General features: G+C 69.4%; 15 protein-coding genes. 2 read left to right on the forward strand and 13 right to left on the reverse strand.

Going from position 1 to position 18,113, the window contains the following annotated elements; all coding sequences use genetic code 11:
* From PLE19_21855 to PLE19_21870, 4 genes are all read right to left on the reverse strand, one after another.
* The coding region (locus PLE19_21855) for an NADH-quinone oxidoreductase subunit F (protein ID HPD17592.1) at positions 1 to 1,063 on the reverse strand (1,063 nt) is incomplete at its 3' end.
* A complete protein-coding gene (nuoE, locus tag PLE19_21860; protein ID HPD17593.1) occupies positions 1,038 to 1,535 on the reverse strand; it encodes an NADH-quinone oxidoreductase subunit NuoE in 498 nt (165 codons plus the stop codon). The genes PLE19_21855 and nuoE, both read right to left, overlap by 26 nt.
* Before the next feature lie 221 nt (positions 1,536 to 1,756).
* Positions 1,757 to 4,558 (reverse strand): DNA polymerase I, encoded by a 2,802-nt coding sequence (polA, locus tag PLE19_21865; GenBank protein HPD17594.1) that lies wholly within the window; start codon positions 4,556 to 4,558, stop codon positions 1,757 to 1,759.
* A 1,313-nt stretch (positions 4,559 to 5,871) separates the two neighbouring features.
* Entirely contained in the window at positions 5,872 to 6,765 is an 894-nt protein-coding gene (locus PLE19_21870) for an SMP-30/gluconolactonase/LRE family protein (protein ID HPD17595.1), read from the reverse strand.
* Positions 6,766 to 6,853: 88 nt separating this feature from the next.
* Here PLE19_21870 and PLE19_21875 point away from each other — a divergent pair, with 88 nt between their 5' ends.
* Entirely contained in the window at positions 6,854 to 7,198 is a 345-nt protein-coding gene (locus PLE19_21875) for a cyclophilin-like fold protein (protein ID HPD17596.1), read from the forward strand.
* A gap of 66 nt (positions 7,199 to 7,264) precedes the next feature.
* On the opposite strand, the gene PLE19_21880 is transcribed toward PLE19_21875, so the two are convergent.
* From PLE19_21880 to lipA, 9 genes are all read right to left on the reverse strand, one after another.
* Positions 7,265 to 8,221, reverse strand: coding sequence for a zinc-binding dehydrogenase (locus tag PLE19_21880; protein HPD17597.1), 957 nt, complete (start codon positions 8,219 to 8,221; stop codon positions 7,265 to 7,267).
* Between the two features lie 144 nt (positions 8,222 to 8,365).
* Positions 8,366 to 10,288, reverse strand: a complete 1,923-nt coding sequence (ccsA, locus tag PLE19_21885; GenBank protein HPD17598.1) for a cytochrome c biogenesis protein CcsA — start codon at positions 10,286 to 10,288, stop codon at positions 8,366 to 8,368.
* The gene (locus PLE19_21890; protein ID HPD17599.1) at positions 10,285 to 12,132 is read right to left on the reverse strand and encodes a cytochrome c biogenesis protein ResB; all 1,848 of its coding nucleotides are present in this window, start codon (positions 12,130 to 12,132) and stop codon (positions 10,285 to 10,287) included. The genes ccsA and PLE19_21890 overlap by 4 nt, the downstream gene beginning before the upstream one ends.
* The gene (locus PLE19_21895; GenBank protein ID HPD17600.1) at positions 12,132 to 13,349 is read right to left on the reverse strand and encodes a 2,3-bisphosphoglycerate-independent phosphoglycerate mutase; all 1,218 of its coding nucleotides are present in this window, start codon (positions 13,347 to 13,349) and stop codon (positions 12,132 to 12,134) included. Before PLE19_21895 ends, PLE19_21890 begins: the two co-directional genes overlap by 1 nt.
* Positions 13,350 to 13,389: 40 nt before the next feature.
* On the reverse strand, positions 13,390 to 13,800 hold the full coding sequence (locus PLE19_21900) for a hypothetical protein (protein HPD17601.1): 411 nt from the start codon (positions 13,798 to 13,800) through the stop codon (positions 13,390 to 13,392).
* A gap of 175 nt (positions 13,801 to 13,975) precedes the next feature.
* Positions 13,976 to 14,860 carry a regulatory iron-sulfur-containing complex subunit RicT gene (gene ricT / locus PLE19_21905; GenBank protein HPD17602.1) on the reverse strand — a complete coding sequence of 295 codons (885 nt, stop codon included), beginning with the start codon at positions 14,858 to 14,860 and terminating at the stop codon, positions 13,976 to 13,978.
* A 4-nt stretch (positions 14,861 to 14,864) separates the two neighbouring features.
* On the reverse strand, positions 14,865 to 15,923 hold the full coding sequence (holB, locus tag PLE19_21910; GenBank protein ID HPD17603.1) for a DNA polymerase III subunit delta': 1,059 nt from the start codon (positions 15,921 to 15,923) through the stop codon (positions 14,865 to 14,867).
* 14 nt (positions 15,924 to 15,937) lie between these two features.
* Positions 15,938 to 16,186 carry a lipoyl domain-containing protein gene (locus tag PLE19_21915; GenBank protein HPD17604.1) on the reverse strand — a complete coding sequence of 83 codons (249 nt, stop codon included), beginning with the start codon at positions 16,184 to 16,186 and terminating at the stop codon, positions 15,938 to 15,940.
* A 7-nt stretch (positions 16,187 to 16,193) separates the two neighbouring features.
* A complete protein-coding gene (gene lipA / locus PLE19_21920; protein HPD17605.1) occupies positions 16,194 to 17,072 on the reverse strand; it encodes a lipoyl synthase in 879 nt (292 codons plus the stop codon).
* A gap of 153 nt (positions 17,073 to 17,225) precedes the next feature.
* On the opposite strand from lipA, the gene lipB reads away from it, so the two are divergent.
* On the forward strand, positions 17,226 to 17,933 hold the full coding sequence (lipB, locus tag PLE19_21925; protein ID HPD17606.1) for a lipoyl(octanoyl) transferase LipB: 708 nt from the start codon (positions 17,226 to 17,228) through the stop codon (positions 17,931 to 17,933).
* The last annotated feature ends 180 nt before the right edge of the window (positions 17,934 to 18,113 follow it).

Here is an 18,113-nt window from a genome sequence, read left to right on the forward strand (position 1 = left end):
CGCGGCTGATGATGGGCGGCACGCAGGCGAAGGTTTCGACGTTGTTGATGTTGGTGGGCTTGCCGAAGGCGCCGGCCTGGGCGGGGAACGGGGGGCGGACGCGCGGCATGCCGCGCTTGCCTTCGATGGAGGCGATGAGCGCCGTCTCCTCGCCGCACACGAAGGCGCCCGCGCCCTGCTTGATCTTCAGGTGGAACGCGAAGGGGGTGCCGAGGATGCCGTCGCCCAGGAGGCCCAGCGCCTCGGCGTCGGCGATGGCCTTCGCGAGGTGCTGGATGGCGATGGGGTATTCGGCCCGGCAGTAGATGTAGCCGTGGTTGCAGCCGATGGCATAGGCGCCGATGAGCATGCCCTCGAGGATCGCGTGGGGGTCGCCCTCGCACACGCCGCGGTCCATGAAGGCGCCCGGGTCGCCCTCGTCGGCGTTGCAGATGAGGTACTTGGTGTCGCCGGCCGAGGCGCGGCAGAGCTGCCACTTTTTGCCGGTGGGGAAGCCGGCGCCGCCCCGGCCGCGCAGGCCGCTGGCGGCCACCTCGGCGATCACCTGGTCGGGCGTCATCGTGGTCAGGGCCTTGGCGGCCGCCTCGTAGCCGTCGAGGGCCAGATAGTCCTCGATGCTCTCGGGGTCGATCTGCCCGCAGTGGCGGAAGACGAGGCGCGTCTGGTTCCTGTAGAATGGGACGTCGCGCTCGAGGCGCACGGGCTGTTTGGTGGCAGGGTCCACATAGAGGAGGCGTTCGACCACCCGGCCCTCGAGGGTGGCCTGAACGATCTCGGGCACGTCCTCGGCCTTGACGCGCACGTAGAGGATGCCCTCGGGCCGGACGGCCAGGAGCGGCCCTGCCTCGCAGAAGCCGTGGCAGCCGGTGCGTTGGAAGCGCAGGCGGGCAGCGAGCTCGGGCCGGGCGGCGAACGCCTTGGCGAGCGCGTCGCGAACCGGCACGCTGCCCAGGGCGCGGCAGCCCGTGTCGCACAGGCACAGCGTGGTGAGTTGGCGGTGCGGCTGCTGCCGGATGCGCTCCTTGAGCGCCGACAGGTCAGCCGCCGAGTGCAGTCGTTCCATGGGGCTCCTCTGCGCGGGCCTGGCGAATGTAGTCGTCAATCACCGCGTCGGCCTGCTCGGGCGTGAGCCGCCCGAAGTACTTGTCGTCCACCATCATCACCGGCGACAGGGCGCAGCAGCCCACGCACGCGACGGTTTCGTAGGTGAAGAGCAGGTCGGGCGTGGTCTGGCCCTCTTTGACCTTGAGCTTGCTCTCGAGGAGGCGGCGGATCTGGCCCGAGCCGCGCACGTGGCAGGCCGTGCCGCGGCACACGCGGACGCGGTGGCGGCCCTGCGGCTCGAAGTAGAATTGGGCGTAGAAGCTGGCCACCCCCTTCACGGCCGCCTCGGGCACGTTGAGGTGGCGGGCCACGTCGGCCATCACGTCCGTCGGCAGGTAGCCGATGGCGGCTTGAGCATCCTGAAGAATCGGGATGAGGTCACTGCGGTCCGTGCCGTGCCGAGCCAGAACCTCTATCAGGGCGGGATGCATGCACTCTCCTGCTTCTTCCTCGTGGCCTCGAGCGAGTCCGCGGCGCACAGCTTCAGTAAAACCCAAAATGGGGCGGCCTGTCAAATGCGGATCACCGCAGGGACGAAGGGAGGGGAAAAGAAGCAAAGCAATGAACAGGTTGGACGCGTTGGACATGGGCGCGTCCGTCACGTCCATCGCGTCCATCACATGCACGGGGCGCACCCGCGGCACCGCACGGCTCACTTGGACCACGTGCTGCCAACGGAGATGTCCACCTTCAGCGGCACGCGGAGTGCCATCGCGGATTCCATCTCACCGCGCACGATGGCACAGACCGCGTCCACCTGGTCTGCGGGGACGTCGAAGACGAGTTCGTCGTGCACCTGGAGGATCATCCAGGCATCGGGGTGGCTCCTGCGGAGCGCCTCGTCGAGCCGCACCATGGCCACCTTGATGAGGTCGGCGGCGGAGCCCTGGATGGGGGTGTTGATCGCGGCCCGTTCGGCCGCCGAACGCGTGCCCTGGTTGGTGCTGTGGATCTCGGGAATGGGGCGTCGGCGGCCAAGGAGGGTGCTCACGAAGCCGTCGCGCGCGGCGGCCGCGATCGTGTCGTCCATGTACTTCTTGATGAGCGGGTAGCGGCGGAAGTAGCGCTCGATGAACTGCTGCGCCTCGGCCAGGGTGATGCCGGTGTCGTGCGCCAGGCGTTGCGGCCCCATGCCGTAGATGATGCCGAAGTTGATGGCCTTGGCCCGCGAGCGCATCTCGGGGGTCACCTGCTCGATGGGCGTCTCGAACACCTCGCTGGCGGTGCGGCGGTGAATGTCCTCGCCGCGGCGGAAGGCGCCCAGAAGGTTCTCGTCGCCCGTGTAGTGGGCCAGGATGCGTAGCTCGATCTGCGAGTAGTCGGCGCATACGAGGCGCCGCGAGGCGTCGCTGGGCACGAATGCCTCCCGGATGCGCTTGCCCACCTCGGTGCGGATCGGAATGTTCTGGAGGTTGGGGTCCGACGACGACAGGCGGCCGGTGGCCGTGACCGTCTGGTTGAACGACGTGTGAATCTTGCCCGTGCGCGGGTTCACCAGGGCGGGAAAGGCGTCCACATAGGTGCCCTTGAGTTTCGCCAGGGCGCGGTATTCGAGCAGACGCTGCACGATCGGCACGTCGGCAAAGTCCTCCAGCGCGCCCACACTCGTCCCATACCCGGTCTTGGTCTTCCGAACACGGCCTGCCTTGCTCTTGTGAATCTGGAGCTTGTCGAAGAGGATCGCGCCGAGCTGCTGGGTGGAGTTGACGTTGAACTCCTCGCCGGCGAGCTGATGAATCTCCGCCACCAGGGCGTCAATCTTCGCGGCGAATTCGCTCGACAGCGCCTGGAGGAGTTCCAGATTCACCCGTACCCCTCGGCTCTCCATGCGGGCCAGCACGCCCACGAGCGGCACCTCGACTTCGCGGTAGAGCTTCTCGACACCGGCCTCCCCCAGCTTCGGCAGGAAGAGGCGGTGGAGGCGCAGGGTCACGTCGGCGTCCTCGCAGGCGTACTCGGCTACCTTGGCCACCGGCACATCGCGCATGCTGATCTGGGCCTTGCCCTTGCCGAGGAGGTCGCTGGTCGGAATCTTCCGGATATTCAGGTGCTTAAGGGCCAGCAGGTCGAGGTTGTGCTGCCGCTGCGAGGGGTCGAGGAGGTACGACTCGACCATCGTGTCGAACGCGATACCCCGCACCTCGATGCCGTAGTTGGCGAGCACGACCATGTCGTACTTGATGTTCTGCCCGCCTTTGCGCGCCGCGGGGTCCTCCAGGATGGGCCGCAGGGGGTCGAGGATGTCATGGACCGGGCGTTCGGTGTCCGGTGCCGGGGGTTGGGGGTGAGGAACGCCTCGGCTGGCGCTGAAAAGCGGCAAGTCCTCCTCTGGGCGCGGTCCTCGGGCTTCCGCTCCGCACTCCGCATTCCGCACTCCGCACTCGCCAACCGGCACGTAGAAGGCCTCGCGCTCGCGGAAGGCGAACGACAGGCCGACGATCTCGGCCCGCGTCGGCTCGGTCGAGGTGGTTTCGAGGTCGAGCACGAACTCCTGCGCCTGCCTCAGGCGTTCGATCAGGGCGTCGAGCGCTCGCGCGTCGGCCACCGTGCGGTAGGCCACCTCGCCCGGCGCGGCGCCGACGAACTGGACCTTCTCGATAAGCGAGGGGAACTCCAACTCCTCGAAGAGCTTGAGCAGCCGTTGGGCGTCGGGGCTGCGGACTCCGAACTGCGCGGGGTCGAACACCACAGGGCTGTCGGTGTGGATCGTGACGAGTTCCTTCGAGAGCCGGCCCTTCTCGCCGCCCGCGAGGAGCCCCTCGCGCACCCGCTTGTTCCTGACCTCCGCCGCGTGCTCCAGCGCGCCCTCAAGCGAGCCGTAGGCCCGCACCAGCTCGAGGGCCGTCTTCTCCCCCACGCCCGGCACCCCGGGCACGTTGTCCGACGCGTCGCCCATCAGCCCCAGCACGTCCACCACCTTCTCGGGCGGCACCCCAAACCTCGCCTCCACGGCCGCCCGGTCAATCACCTCGTCCTCGCCCGACTTTTTCTTCAGGTCGAGGAGCTTCACGTGGTCGCTCACGAGCTGCATGAAGTCCTTATCCCCCGACACGATCAGGGCGTCCCACCCCGCGGCCTCGGCGCGGCGGGCGAGGGTGCCGATCACGTCGTCGGCCTCGAAGCCAGGGCACCGGATGCTCGGCAGGCCCAGCGCGGCCACCACCTCGTCCAGCAAGGGCAGTTGCTCGCGCATCTCGTCGGGCATCTTCTCGCGCGTCGCCTTGTAGTCGGGGAACCTCTGGTGCCGGAACGTCGGCTCCGGGCTGTCGAACACCACGGCGATCCGGTCGGGCGACTCCTTCTCGATCAGCCGCAGAACCGTCGAGGCGAAGCCGTAGATCGCGCTCGTGTTCTGCCCCTTCGAGTTGATCAGCGGATTGCGGATGAACGCGAAATACGAGCGATAGGCCAGCGCATGGCCGTCAATCAGAAACAGGCGGGGCCTTTCAGGCATCCAGGGTTCCTCTCGTGTTCTGCGGATTCTAGCAGCCCCGCCGCCGCACTGTCAAGGAACCGCCCGTCGCGATTCGCGGTTTGCCCCTTCTCGCCCAACGGTCCCAGACTCATACGGGTTCCGCCACTTCCGGCGCACCCGTTTGGCGATTGTCGCCCTTCCGGCTCAGACTCGCACGGGGTTCTCCGCTTCTCGACTCGAGAATCGCCGATTCCCCTCGTTCCGCCTGAGAGTCACGCAGAGTTTGCAGAGTCATGCGCCTCTTCGCGCGCCGGTTCCGCCCGCAGGCACCGCACCTCGTGGTCGCCTCAACGCGTGCCACAGCCTCACCCAAGTCGCGTGACTCCCCTGACACACCCGTCCGTGGGAGCCCCCCCGAAACCCGCCGTGGACACCGCGGACTCCATGGACACGGTAATCACGCCGCTTCGCACCGTCCACCGGCGTGGTCCCCTGAGCCTGCCGGCGGCGCCCCATGCGGCCAGAGCCACCCGCACGCCGTCGAGAGCATCAAGGAGGCCATCGCCCTCCACCGCGAGGCGAATGGAGCTGACCCAAGCACATCACGCCTGATCCACACCGCTCCGAAGCCGCGTGAATTGAACGAGTTCGGGGGACACCATACTTATCTCAATGTTGCTTGCGGGGAGTTCGGGGGACATCATACTTATCTCCTGGCTTGCTTGGGGCCGGGCCTCTGGCGCCGCAGGACGCGACCCAGCAAGCCTTCGAGCCGGAGGACATCCTCGTAGTTCGGGCGTAGTCCGGGGTAGTCCGGGGGACATCTTACTCATCTTGTTGTCCCCGACTCTGTGGATCCTCTGCGCTGTCCGTGCCCTCTGTGGTGATGTTCACGGCCCGGCGAGTTCGGGGGACATCATACTTATCTCCTGGCTTGCTTGGGGCCGGGCCTCTGGCGCCGCAGGACGCGACCCAGCAAGCCTTCGAGCCGGAGGACATCCTCGTAGTTCGGGCGTAGTCCGGGGTAGTCCGGGGGACATCTTACTCATCTTGTTGTCCCCGACTCTGTGGATCCTCTGCGCTGTCCGTGCCCTCTGTGGTGATGTTCACGGCCCTGCGGCGGTAAGGTGGTCGGATGACAGGGGGGTGCCCCCGGCGTCGAGGTCTTCGGCTTTGACGCTCCGCTTGCCGTGGACGATCTCGTTGATGCGTCGGGCGGGACGGTGATGTCCCTGGTGAGCCGGCACTGGCTGATGCCCATCGGCCGCAGGAACTCCTCAAGGGGAATCCCGCCGGGATGCACGAGGGCGGACCGCCCGGCCATGGCTATCCCCTGGCTTCCGATTCCCCCCTCACTTCGGCGAAGAGCCGGCAATGGGGACTCGGACGCGGTAGACTCCCCCGCCCTCTTTGGTGCGGGCGGTGACGAAGAGGGTCTTGCCGTCCGGCCCGCCGAAGCAGCAGTTGGTGCACTGGCCGGGGCAGGCGATCTTGGCGAGGAGCTTGCCGTCGGGGCTGACGACGTAGACCGCATCGGTGCCCGTCACATACAGGTTGCCCTCGGCGTCCACCTTCAGGCCGTCGCACACGCGGGTGCCGTGGAGGCCGAGGTTGATGAGCAGGCGGCCATTGGCCACCGTGCCGTCGGCCTGGACGTCGTAGACGTGGACCGTCCTGGCCTCCGAGTCGTCCACGTAGAGCCGCTTGCCGTCGGGCGAGAGGCCGATGCCGTTGGGCCGCCCAAGGTCCTTCACGACCAGGGCCAGCTTGCCATCGGGCGAGAGCCGGTAGACGCCCTCGAAGTCCAGCTCCCTATCCTCCCGCTTGACGCCGTAGGGCGGGTCGGTGAAGTAGATCGAGCCGTCGGCGGCGAGGGTGAGGTCGTTGGGGCTGTTGAGGCGCTTCCCCTCGAACTGGTCGGCGAGGACCGTCACCGTGCCGTCGGCCTCGGTGCGGGTGACGCGGCGGGCGCCGTGCTCGCAGGCGATGAGGCGCCCCTGGGCGTCGAAGGCCAGGCCGTTCGAGTTGTTGCTCGGGTCGCGGAAGGCGACCGGCTCCTTCCCCTCCTCCCATCGGTAGATGCGGTTGGCGGGGATGTCGCTGAAGAGGAGGAAGCCCTTGGCACTCCACGCAGGGCCTTCGGTGAACTTGAGGCCCTTGATGATCAACTCCGCGCTCTCGGGCCACTTCTCCGCCGCCCCTGCCGCCGCAGCCACCACGACCGCCAGCGCCAATGCCTTGCGCATCGGAGGCTCCTTTGCTTGTTTGACTCGCTCCCCCGCCCGGGCTACACTCCACGGCGCCCTCGCCACGCACCCGTGCAGGAGGCCAGCCATGCCCAGGATACTCGTGAAGGCGAAGAAAGTCCAGATGGCCGCCCAACTCAACGACACGCCGACGGCGCGGGCCATCTGGAATGCCCTGCCCATCGAGAGCATCGCCCGCCTGTGGGGCAAGGAGGTCTACTTCGAAATCCCCGTCCACCAGGACCCCGACGATGCCCAGGCGAGCGTGCCGTCGGGCACCGTGGCCTTCTGGCCCGACGGCGACTGCCTGTGCCTCTTCTATGGCCAGACGCCCGCCAGCCCGGTCAACGTGGTGGGCACGCTGGAGGGCGACCCGAACGAGCTGGCCAGGGTGAAGAGCGGCGAGGTGATTCGGGTCGAGAAGGCGGAGTAGCCGGCAATCGGCGGTAGGGAGTCGGCGGCAGGGAGCACGCAGTAGGCAGTGCAAGTCCTGCTGCCTTCAGACCTCCAGAACCACCTTGAGTGCTCCGTTAGCGTGGTCAGCGTACATCTCGAAGGCCCGCTGGGCCTCGGCCCACGGCAGCCGGTGGGTGATGAGCGCGGAGAGGTCAATCTCCCCGTCCGCCACCATCCGCACGGCGCTCTCGAAGAACTCCACACATTCCGGCCCCACGGAACTCACCATCTCCATCTCATTGCGCATGAAGTGATTCAGCGGGAAGTCCTGAGTCGCGTGGCGTGCGACGCCGAAGACGTAGACGCGCCCCTTGCGCCGGGGCAGGAGCGTCGCCGTGGCCAGCGATTCGGGCAGGCCCACCGCCTCCACGCTCAAGTCCACCATCGCCCCGCCCGTGAGGGCGCGCACCGCCTCGGGCACGTTCGCCTTCGCCGCATCCACGACGTCGGTGGCGCCGAAACGTCGGGCGGCCTCGAGGCGGTTCTCCAACAAGTCTATGCCGATCACCTGGCGGGCGCCCGCGTGCCGCAGCACACGGGTGAAGATGAGGCCCATCGGCCCCTGGCCGACCACGGCGCAGCGCTGGTTGGCGACGGACTGGATGCGGCTCATCGCCCGCAGCACGGTGGCCAGCGGCTGGGCGGTGATGAAGGGCACGGGGTCCTCGCACTTGGGCAGCCGCACGAGGCCCGGGGGCTTCGCGCGCACGAGTTCCGCGAAGCCCAGGTAGTCCTCGGGGTGCGCGAGCACGAGGGTCCCGGGCTCCCAGCCGGGGAGCCGCGATTCGACGACTGTGCCCACACACTCGTGGCCGTCCCAGCCCGGCGGCTTCGGATAGTCGCCCGCCCAGCGTCCGAGGCCGAGGAAGGGGTGGATGTTGCTGCCGCACACCGACACCCAGGCGCACCGCACGAGCACCTCGCCCTGGCGCGGCGCGGGCGCGACCACGTCGTCGCGCAGCGCCAGCGTGCGGGGCGCGACCATCTGAAGGGCTTTCATGGCAGACCTCCGTGGCACCGTAGAGGATGAATGGATGAGTGGATGAGTGGATGGATGGATGGGTGTCAGAGGGATTGGCATTCACCCAATCATCCATCTGTCCAGCCATCCTCGCCATGCCGACTCCCCGCGTCGCGGGCCCCATCAGGAGTACGCGTGCAGGCCGCCCAGGAACGAGTTGCCCGCCAGGCTGAGCGTGCACGCCAGAAAGCCCAGAATCGCCGCCAACGCGGCGGAGCGGGGGCTCAGCCCCTCGCGATAGCGCTGGTGCAGGTAGACCGTGTAGAGGACCCACCCGATGAGCGAGCCGACCTCCTTGGGGTCCCAGCTCCACCAGTTGCCCCAGGCGAAGTGCGCCCAGATGGCGCCCGCCAGCAGCGCCCCGAAGGTGAAGATCGGGTAGCCGGCCAGCACGCAGCCGTAGCTGATGCGGTCGAGGCGCGCCACGTCGGGGAGACGCCCTCTCACCCGTGGCAGGACGAAGTAGAGCGCCCAGCCGATCGGCGTGGCCAGAAGCACCGCGATGCCCACGAAGGCCGCGATCTGCCCCGCCGGCGTGCGCGGCAACAGGGCCTTGGCCTCGCGGGCGTTCTGTTCGGCCTCGAGCGACGCCTGCACCCGCTGAAGCTGTGCCCGGTCGGCGGGCAGATTCAGGCGGCGGCCCACGGCTTCCGTGTAGTCGGCCCGCTCCCCGAGCTCACGGCCGATCTGCTTGATGTCCTTGTAGCGCACCTCCGCCCGCCACTCCACCCCTGCCCTCGCGAAGAGGTCCCGGAGGGACTTGAACACGGGGTCGGCGGCCACCTCCCTCTGCTTGTCGAGGGTCAATGGCAGCCACCGGGCCTTGCTCAAGATGCTCTTGGCCTGAAGCGAGAGCGACCGCCACAGCTCAATGTCGGCGTCGAGAGCCTGGCGCGTGAGCGCGCCGCCCTCCTCGGGCGCCACCTGGCCGATCACGCGGTCCAGTTCCCGGCGCTCGCGATGCAGGGTCTCGATCGCGCGCTCCTGGGCCCGCGTGAACCCGCCCAGGAGGAGACACGCGGCGAACAACGCACCGCTCGACACCACAAACACGAACGAGCCGAGGCCCGACCTGTCGTCCCGCTTGCGGGCCATCGGGTAGACCGTCCAGAAGAGGGCCAGCGCCGCGACGGCGAACACGCCCACGAGCGCGGCGCCGTAGCGCACGATCTGGATGGCCCCGATGGGGAGGGCCGTGGCCTCGCCCCGGGTCTCGTGGGGCGCGTAGGCCACCCCGCGGAACGGCAGGATCAGCCCGCCCAGCACCAGCGCGAGGACCAGGGCCGCGCACGCGGCTTTCACGAGGGTGCCGACGAGGAGAAGCCGCCGCTTCGTGCCCGGCAGCACCAGGGCAGGGTCATACGCCTTCACAAGCAGCAGGGCGCCCACGACGAAGGCGATGCCGAAGATCGCGTAGGCCAGGGCGGTGAGCGACACGTGGATGAAGAGCCAGTACGACTGGAGGGCCGGCACGAGCTGGAGCTCGACCGACTTGGGCTGGATGGCGGCGAAGACGGTGAGCAAGCTCGCCGCGACGGCCAGGGCGGCATCCATCACGACCAGGCGCAACGTCGGACTGAGCGCCAGGAGGGCGATCGCCGAACACCAGGAGGCGAAGGACAGGTACTCGTAGGTCTTGTCAATCGGCATCCGGGTGAAGTTGAGGAAGTCCAGGAGAATCATCTCCAGCACCACAGCCAGGGCCACCGCGGGAAGCCAGAGGAACCGCGTCCTGCGGCAGGCAATCCCGACCGCCACCGCGGCCGCGGCCACCACCAGCAGCAGCGCATACACCGCCGCCTGCCAGGCCGGCCCCGCGGCGAACGCCCCAGCCAGACGCTCGAAGAACCTGCTGGCCGGCTCCGTGCCGATGGCAAACGACCGCCACACGATGCTCACCGTGTGCGCGGCCAGGCCCAGCCAGGCCAGGCCGCGCCCCAGGCGGGCCAGCCCCTCCCCCTTCGGGCGGAAGGCCGCCGCGGTCAGCACAAACGCCGCCGCCAGGTAGGCGCCGAAGGCGATCCAGAAGAAGCTCACATCGTTCATGGAGTCCGCTCCGCATCTTCCGTGGTTGCTGAGTCAGGGCTTCCCACGCCGGCGGCCAGAGCCGCGAAGCGCTGCCTGAACCGCTCGCGCCACTTGAACGAGTCGCCGGCCAGGAAAACTTCCTCGCGACCATCGCCTCGAGGGCGCACCAGGGCCCAGACACGTTCGTGCGTGCAGTAGAAGCACAGCACGACGCCGACCATCATCACCGCACAGCCGGCCCAGACGGGCAGCATGGCGGGATGGGTCTTGAAGGTCAGCCACGTGGCGTACTCGGGAGCGAAGTCCACAGGAAGGATGCGGTAGTCCCCGAAATCCACCATCCCGCCCGGGCGAGGCTCGCCGGAGCGCAGGGGCAGCGGCACCCAGCGCTGGCGCGGTTCCTCGCCCGGCGCCTCCAGGGCGATGCGGACGGCCGGGTTGACGGGGTCATCGGATGCGTTCCTGGCTTCGCCGGCGACGATCCGGCCGTCGGGCGTCTGCTCGAGCGGAATCTGCCAGTGCGGGAAGTAGTTGACCACGCGCAAGGCCAGGTCGGTCCCGGGCACGGAAACCCTCATTCCGGGCGGGACGGAGAGCGACACCTGTTCGAGCACCTCAGGCGGCGGCGGATCGCCCGGCCCCGCTCCGCCCTCCTGCGGCGCCCGGCGCATCCGGGCGACCAGGAAGCTGACCGACGTGACCCCGCGATAGTCCGGCTGATAGCTCTGCTGGTAGACGTGGAAGCCGCGGTAGACGAGGGGGTGGTTCACCTCAATGACCGTGTCGGTGGGCGGCGTGGTGTCGAGCAGCGTCACGTGCGAGCCGAAGTACTCGGGCTTGCCGAGCGCGTCGGCGCGGAACTCGAACCGGCGCAGTTGCAGGCGGAAGCGTGCGGCCCCCGGCGCTTCGCCGGGTCTCTCGCGCCAATCGCGTTGCGAGGCGGCCCGCGGGTCGAGAGGCACGGCCACCACCTCGCCGCGAGCCAGCAACTGCACGTGGCGGAACGATAGCTGGCTGGAGATGAAGCCGCCCACCACGATGAGCACCACGCCCGCGTGGACCACCTGGGCACCCAGCCGGCCCACGCCCGCAAGCTGCCCCAACGGCGCCCACCACCTCCCCAGGGCGCCCAGCCAGCCACGAGCCCCCTCGATCATCGTACACCGCCCCGCCGCCAGACGCCTCACCCGGAAGCCGCCTGAACGGAGGGAGGCCTCGAGCGCTGCCGCAACGCCGGGCTCGGCAACGGCCTCCGCGTGGACGGCTCGCCGCCGGTACCACGCGGGGTCCTCCGAGGGCCTGTGACGGAATGCCATGCGCCACTGGGCCGGGAGGCGCTCGGCCGAACACGCCACCAGGTTCACGAGCAGCGCGGCGCACAACGCGCGAAACCACAGCGAGGTGAAGAGCGTGTGGATGCGCAGGAGAAGCATGGCCCGCCCGAGAACGGGGCCGAAAGAGTCCACATACGACAGCCGGAGGCAGGGCGAATCCCTCGCATCGCCCTGCTGGAGGCGCGGCCCGAGGGCCCGGGCGACGCCATCCCAGTCCGCCTCGGCCAGTGGGCCCTCCTGCACTCGCCGCGCGAGCGACTCGAACGTTTCGTCGCCCGCCAGGACGCCCGCCGCGCGGGCCAGGGCGACGAACTCGGCGGGCCTCAGCGCCGTGCTCGAGTGAGGAGCCAGCCGCCGCTCGAGGTAGCTGGCGGGGTTGAAGGACTCGGGCTGCGGCAGCACGACGCCGACCGTGGACGCCACGGCGATGAGGGCCAGGAGCGCCACCGCCAGGCGCACGCCTGCCACCGCTCGCCAGAGGGTCTGGATCGGCGATCGGGAGTTCGAGATGGCGTGCCTCTCAGCCATCAGGCGCCGTACTTCTCCAGGCCCAGGGCGTTGGCCACGAGCATGGGCATGAGGTGGATGCCGCGCAGGCGGCCCAGGCCGCCGCTGGCGCACGCGCGCTCGGTGAACTCCTGCACGCCGTCGGGCCGCTCGTACTTCGAGGCGATGGCCACGGGCACCGGGTGCCAGCTATGCATCTTGAGCACGCACGGGGTGGAGTGGTCGGCGGTCACGCACAACACGGCCGGGTCGAGGGCGCGGGCGCGCGGGATCAGCTTGTCCGCCTCCTCGATCACGTGCACCTTGGCATCCCAGTTCCCGTCCTCGCCGTAGCTGTCGGTCTTCTTGATGTGCAGGAAGAAGAAGTCGTAGTCGGCGTAGTGGCGCTCGAGGCAGGCGAATTCGCTCTCCATCGTGTCGCCGGCATCGGGCAGGATGTCCATGCCCACCAGGTTCGCCACGCCGCGGTACATCGGGTAGGTGGCGATGGCGGCGAACCGCATGTCGTAGGTCTCGGTGAGCAGGGGAATCTTCTCGAAGCGGGCGTAGCCTCGCAGGAGCAGGTTGTTGGCGGGGTGAGAGTCCTTGAGGATCGCGGCCGCCTGCCGGGCGAACTCGGCGACGATGGCCGCCGCCTTCTCGGAGCGCGCGTCGGTGGCTGCCACGGGCCGTGGGGGCTCCTTGCCGGTGGTCTGCGGGTCGGTCTCGGTGATGCCGTCGTAGAGGCCGTCGGCGCGGAGCACCAGGCAGGCGCGGTGCTCTTTCTCCGTGCGCACGAAGACCTCGCAGCCGGGGATCTTCACCCCCGCGTTGAGCATGGCCACCAGCTTCTCGTTCGTCTCGGTCGGGATGCGGCCGGCGCGGCGGTCGGTCACGAAGCCCGTCTTCGGGTCCACCGTGCAGAAGTTCACGCGGACCGCCAGGTCGCCGGGCCGGATGGGGAACCCGATGCCGAGCGCGCCCAGGAGGCCGCGTCCGATGTCGAAGACGAGCGGGTCGTAGCCGAACAGGCTCAGGTGCGCGGGGCCGCTGCCGGGGGTGAGGCCGGGCAGCACATTGTCGAGCAGGCCGCAGACGCCTTCGCGCGCCACGGCGTCCAGGTTGGGCCGCCGGGCCGCGCCCAGCTCGGTGGGCCCGCCCGCCTCGCGCGGCAGGCCGCCGAGGCCGTCGAACACCAGGAGGATGATCTTGCCCTGGGGCCTCTGGCGCAGCCTCTTGAGCACGTTGAGCAGCTCCATGCCGGTCACCTTTCCTCTAGCGGTTCACGGGTTCCGGAGGTCACTCCTCCGTCGGGTCGTCCATGCGGTAGCGCTCGCGCAGGGCCTTCTGGAGGTCCAGAACCCCGGCGAAGTCGGCCTTGCTGTCGCGCGCGCTCTTTCCCAGGAGGCCGTATTCCACGAGGGTGAACACGATCTCCCCGAAGTCCTCGGTCGCCCGCACGCCCCAGTGGCGCAGGACTCTGGGGGCGAGGAAGCCGAAGCGTTCCACGGCGAGGTCGCAGAGGCCCTCCACGAGCTCCCTGCCCGAGATATCGCGGCGCTCGCCGAGTTTGCTGCACGTGTACTCCACGCCCTCGCACACGAAGGCGTAGGCATCGGCCTTGTAGCGCGGGTCCTTCGCCACGGCGGCGCGGAGGGCCAGATGGCGCTTGAGCAGGTCCTCCAGGCTGGGTTCTTTGGGGTCCGACATGCTTCACCCGCCCATCGCAGGGCCTTGCGTCGCCCGGTGGGGTCGGAACTCCGCCCCGTGCCCGCTCCCTGCGCCCGTGCGCGCGGGAACGGTGGAAGGGTCCGCCGCGCGAGCGTGGGGACGGCACTGGCGCCGGTGCACCGGCCCGAGGATGTGGAACGGCCCGTGGCCCACGTCAGCGCCTCGTGTTCGGCCGGGGCGGCGTGTCCGGCTCGGATGCCTCGTCGTCGGGTGCGGGGCCTCCCGTGGCCTCCGCTCCGCCGCCCAGGACCTCGATCTGCGAGACGTGGAACACGGCGTCGCGGTCGCCGCCGGTGTCCACGCTCACCATCTGCTTCAGGGTCTCGGTGCCCGTCACGGTGCCGACGCCGTTGGGCGTCTTGACGCGGGTGCCCTTGCGGGGCAGTTGCTCGCGGAGTTCGGCGTAGCTCTGGTCTTCGAAGCGCAGGCAGCACATGAGGCGCCCGCAGCGGCCCGAGATCTTCGCGGGGTCGAGGGTGGTCTTCTGGGCCTTGGCCATCCGCATGGTGACGGGGGCCAGGTCCTTCATGAAGCTCTTGCAGCAGAGCATGCGGCCGCAGTGCTCCACGTCGGCCAGCAGGCGGGCCTCGTCGCGGACGCCGATCTGGCGCATCTCGATACGGGTGCGGTACTGGGCGGCCAGGTCCTTCACCAGGGCGCGGAAGTCCACCCGCCCGTCGGCGAGGAAGTAGAAGATGATCTTGTCGCCGCCGAAGAGGTGTTCGACGCTCACGAGCTTCATCGGGAGGTTGTGCTCGCGGATCTTGGCCTCGCAGAACTTGTATTCCTGCGAGGCGAAGCTCTCCTCGATCTCTTCGGCGCGCGCGACGTCGCGCGGGGTGGCCCGGCGCAGCACCTGGCCGATGGGCTGTTCCTCGGGCGCGTTGGCGCTGGGCTCGGAGCGGCAGACGATCTCGCCCAGTTCCACCCCGCGGTCGGTCCGCAGGATGCACTTCTCGCCTCGGTGGAGATCGGATGTCTCGCTGCGGAAGACTCCGATATGCCTCATCGCCCCGTAGCAGGCGATCATCTGGTACATGGTTTCACCTCACAGCCAGCGGGCTTTCGTGTCGCAAGAGAGCTCCCGTGTCGAGCACGAACCTGTCGAGCAGGAGCTTGAGGTTCGCGTTCGCCTCGAGCCGGTCGCGGGTCTCCTGGGCGAGTGCGGCGAGGTGCTGGGCGGCCGCGGGTCCGAGGCCCTCGCCGAGCGCCGCCAGCGCGTCGCACGCGTCGCCCCACGTCCGCAATTCCTCCGGCTGCCCGGTCACGCGGAGGAACAGGTCGCGCCAGGCCAGGCCCACCAGGTCGAGCATCGGCTTGAGGCGCTCGCGCGCGTCGGCCAGCGAGGCCCCGTCCCCGCGGGCACGGTCGAGCAGTTCGCCCGACAGGGTGAACTCCTCGCCCGGCTGCATGCCGGCGAGGCGGGCGAGGAGGCTCCTGGCCGCCTCGAACGTGCCGTCCCCGTGGCATCTCAACGCGTGCCCGGGGCTGCCCTGGGCCAGGCGGGCCAGCGGCCGCGCGAGCGCGGGGTCCACCCCGTGCCCCTCGGCCAGGATGCGCTCCACCGCCGACGCCGCCAGCGGGCGGAACCGCACGATCTGGCAGCGCGACACCACCGTGTCCACGAACGGCTCGAGGCGGCAGGCGATCAGGATCAGGAGCGAGTGCGGGGGCGGCTCCTCGAGGGTCTTGAGCAGGCAGTTCTGCGCCTCCTCGGTCATCCGGTCCGCGTCCACCACCACAAACACCTTGTAGCGCCCCTCGAACGGCTTGTAGGCGATGGCGTCCTGTATCTCCTCACGCACCTGCTCGATCAGGATCTGCGCGCGTGGCTCGCCCTTCGAGCCGCCGTCGCGGCGGCGCACGAAGGTGACGTCGGGGTGGTTGCCGTGCTCGACCTTGAGGCACGAGGGGCACAGGTCGCACGCGTCGCCCCGGCCCCGCAGGCACAGCACGGCCTTGGCCAGTTCGCGCGCGAGCAGTTGCTTGCCGATGCCGTCCCTGCCCACAAACAGGTAGGCATGCGGCAGCCGCCCGCGCTCCACCGCCTGGCGGAAGCGCTCGATGATGCTCTCGTGCCCGAGGATTCGCGCCCAGGCCATGGCTCACCCGCCTGCTAGGAGGCCGTCTCGATGATCCCCAGAATGTCGCCCACCTTCACCTTGTCGTCGTCGTGCACGCGGATCTCGGCGAGCGTGCCCGAGACCGGGGCTGGGACGTCGAAGGTCGCCTTGTCGGTGCGCATCTCCAGAACGCCTTGGTCCTTCTCCACCCCCTCGCCCACCTCGGCGTACCAGAACGACACGATGGCCTCGCTGCCGGCGTCTTCGCCCAGGTCGGGCAGCCTGAACTCGTGGCGTGCCATGCGGAAGTCAGCTCCTTTCTGCGAGGCAGAGGCCCGCGGCAAGGGCGTCGGCGTGGTAGGAACTGCGGACGAAGGGTCCGGCAGCCACGGCCGCGAAGCCCAGCGCCTCGGCCTCGTGCTGGTAGGTGTCGAACTCCTCGGGGGGGACGAACCGCTCGACGGGCAGGTGCTCAGGCGACGGCCGCAGGTACTGGCCCACGGTGAGCGCCTGGCAGCCTGCGTCGCGAAGGTCGCGCATCACGGCCAGCACCTCGTCGTGGCTCTCGCCGAGGCCGACCATCAGGCCGCTCTTCGTGGCCGCGCCCTCCCCCGCCTCCGCGGCGAGACGCAGGACCTCGATCGAACGCTCGTAGGCCGCCTGCGGCCGCACCCGCGGGTAGAGCCTCGGCACGGTCTCGACGTTGTGGTTGAACACGTCGGGGCGCGCCTCGAGGACCCGGCGGATACACGGCTCGCTGCCCTGGAAGTCGGGCGTCAGGACCTCGACCGCGGCCGTGCAGGCCGCGCGAATGGCGGCGATCGTGGCCGCGAAGTGTCCGCTGCCGCCGTCCGGCAGGTCGTCGCGGGTCACCGACGTCACCACCACATGGCTCAGGCCCAGGCGTGCGGCGGCCTCGGCCACGCGACGCGGCTCGTCGGGGTCCGGCGGCGCGGGCAGGCCGCGCGTCACGGCGCAGAAGGCGCACGAGCGGCTGCACACGCTGCCGAGGATCAGGAACGTCGCCGTGCCGCGCGCGAAGCACTCGCAGGCATTCGGGCAGTGCGCGCTCTGGCACACCGTGTGCAGCCCCAGCTCGCGCAGGAGTTCGCGCACCGGGCGCATCGCGCCCTCGGGCGGCAAGCGCTTGCGGACCCACGGCGGAAATCGCCTCGATGGAGACGCCATCACAGTCCACCTGCCCGTCAACAGAGGGGAAACGGGGCCGAGCGGGCTCCCACGCCCCAGCTCGCATGGTATCGGCCCCCGCCGGCGGAGTCAAGCGCCTTTTGACGGCTCGCCCGCGTTGCGGTAGCATCGGAGTCCCCAGGAGAGCCTGCCATGCCGGTCTGCCACGTGCTGCGCATCCCCCGCATCCGATATGCCGAAGCGCTGGAGTTCCAACTCCGAGTGCTGGAGCGGGTGCGCGAATCGGCCGCAGGCGACGCGGCCCTGCTGCTTCTGGAGCACGAGCCGGTCGTCACTATCGGCCGCTCGGGCACCGCCGCGCACCTGCGCGTGGCGCGCGACGAGTTGGCCCGCCGCGGCATCGCGGTGCACGAGACCAATCGCGGGGGCGACGTGACCTATCACGGCCCCGGGCAGATCGTGGGGTACCCCATCGTCTACCTGCCCGAGGAGCGCCGCGACATTCACCGCTTCCTCCGCTCGCTGGAGGCCGTGGTCATCCGTGCGCTGGCCCGCCACGGCATCGAGGGGCGGCGCGACCCGCAGTACACCGGCGTGTGGGTGGGCGACGCCAAGATCGCGGCCATCGGCGTCGCCTTCCGTCGCTGGACCTCGCACCACGGCTTCGCCCTGAACGTCGCGACCGACCTGTCGGCCTTCGACCTCATCGTGCCCTGCGGCATTGTTGGCCGCGCGGTGACCTCGATGCAGCGCCTGCTTGGGGCCGCGCCCGACCGCCGCGGCGTGGAGAAGGCGCTCATCGAGGAGTTCGTCGTCGAGTTCGGCCTCGACGCCGCGCCCGAGTGTGCCACCCCCCAGGAATTGCTCGCGCGACTGTCGCCTGAGCCGAGGCCCTCCTGAGCCTGGAGCGCCCACAAACAACTCTTCGAGCAGTTGCGCGAAAACTCTTGCGTCGAGCCCGCCCGTCCGAAGTGTCTTCACGACGGTAGCATGCACGCGGCACGGTCGCCATAGGCTCCGGAGCTACTGGCGAACCACTGGCGGCTATGCGTGCCTGTACCAGCATCGAACCTCCCGCGG

It is taken from the genome of Planctomycetota bacterium (assembly GCA_035384565.1).
Classification (GTDB): domain Bacteria; phylum Planctomycetota; class PUPC01; order DSUN01; family DSUN01; genus DAOOIT01.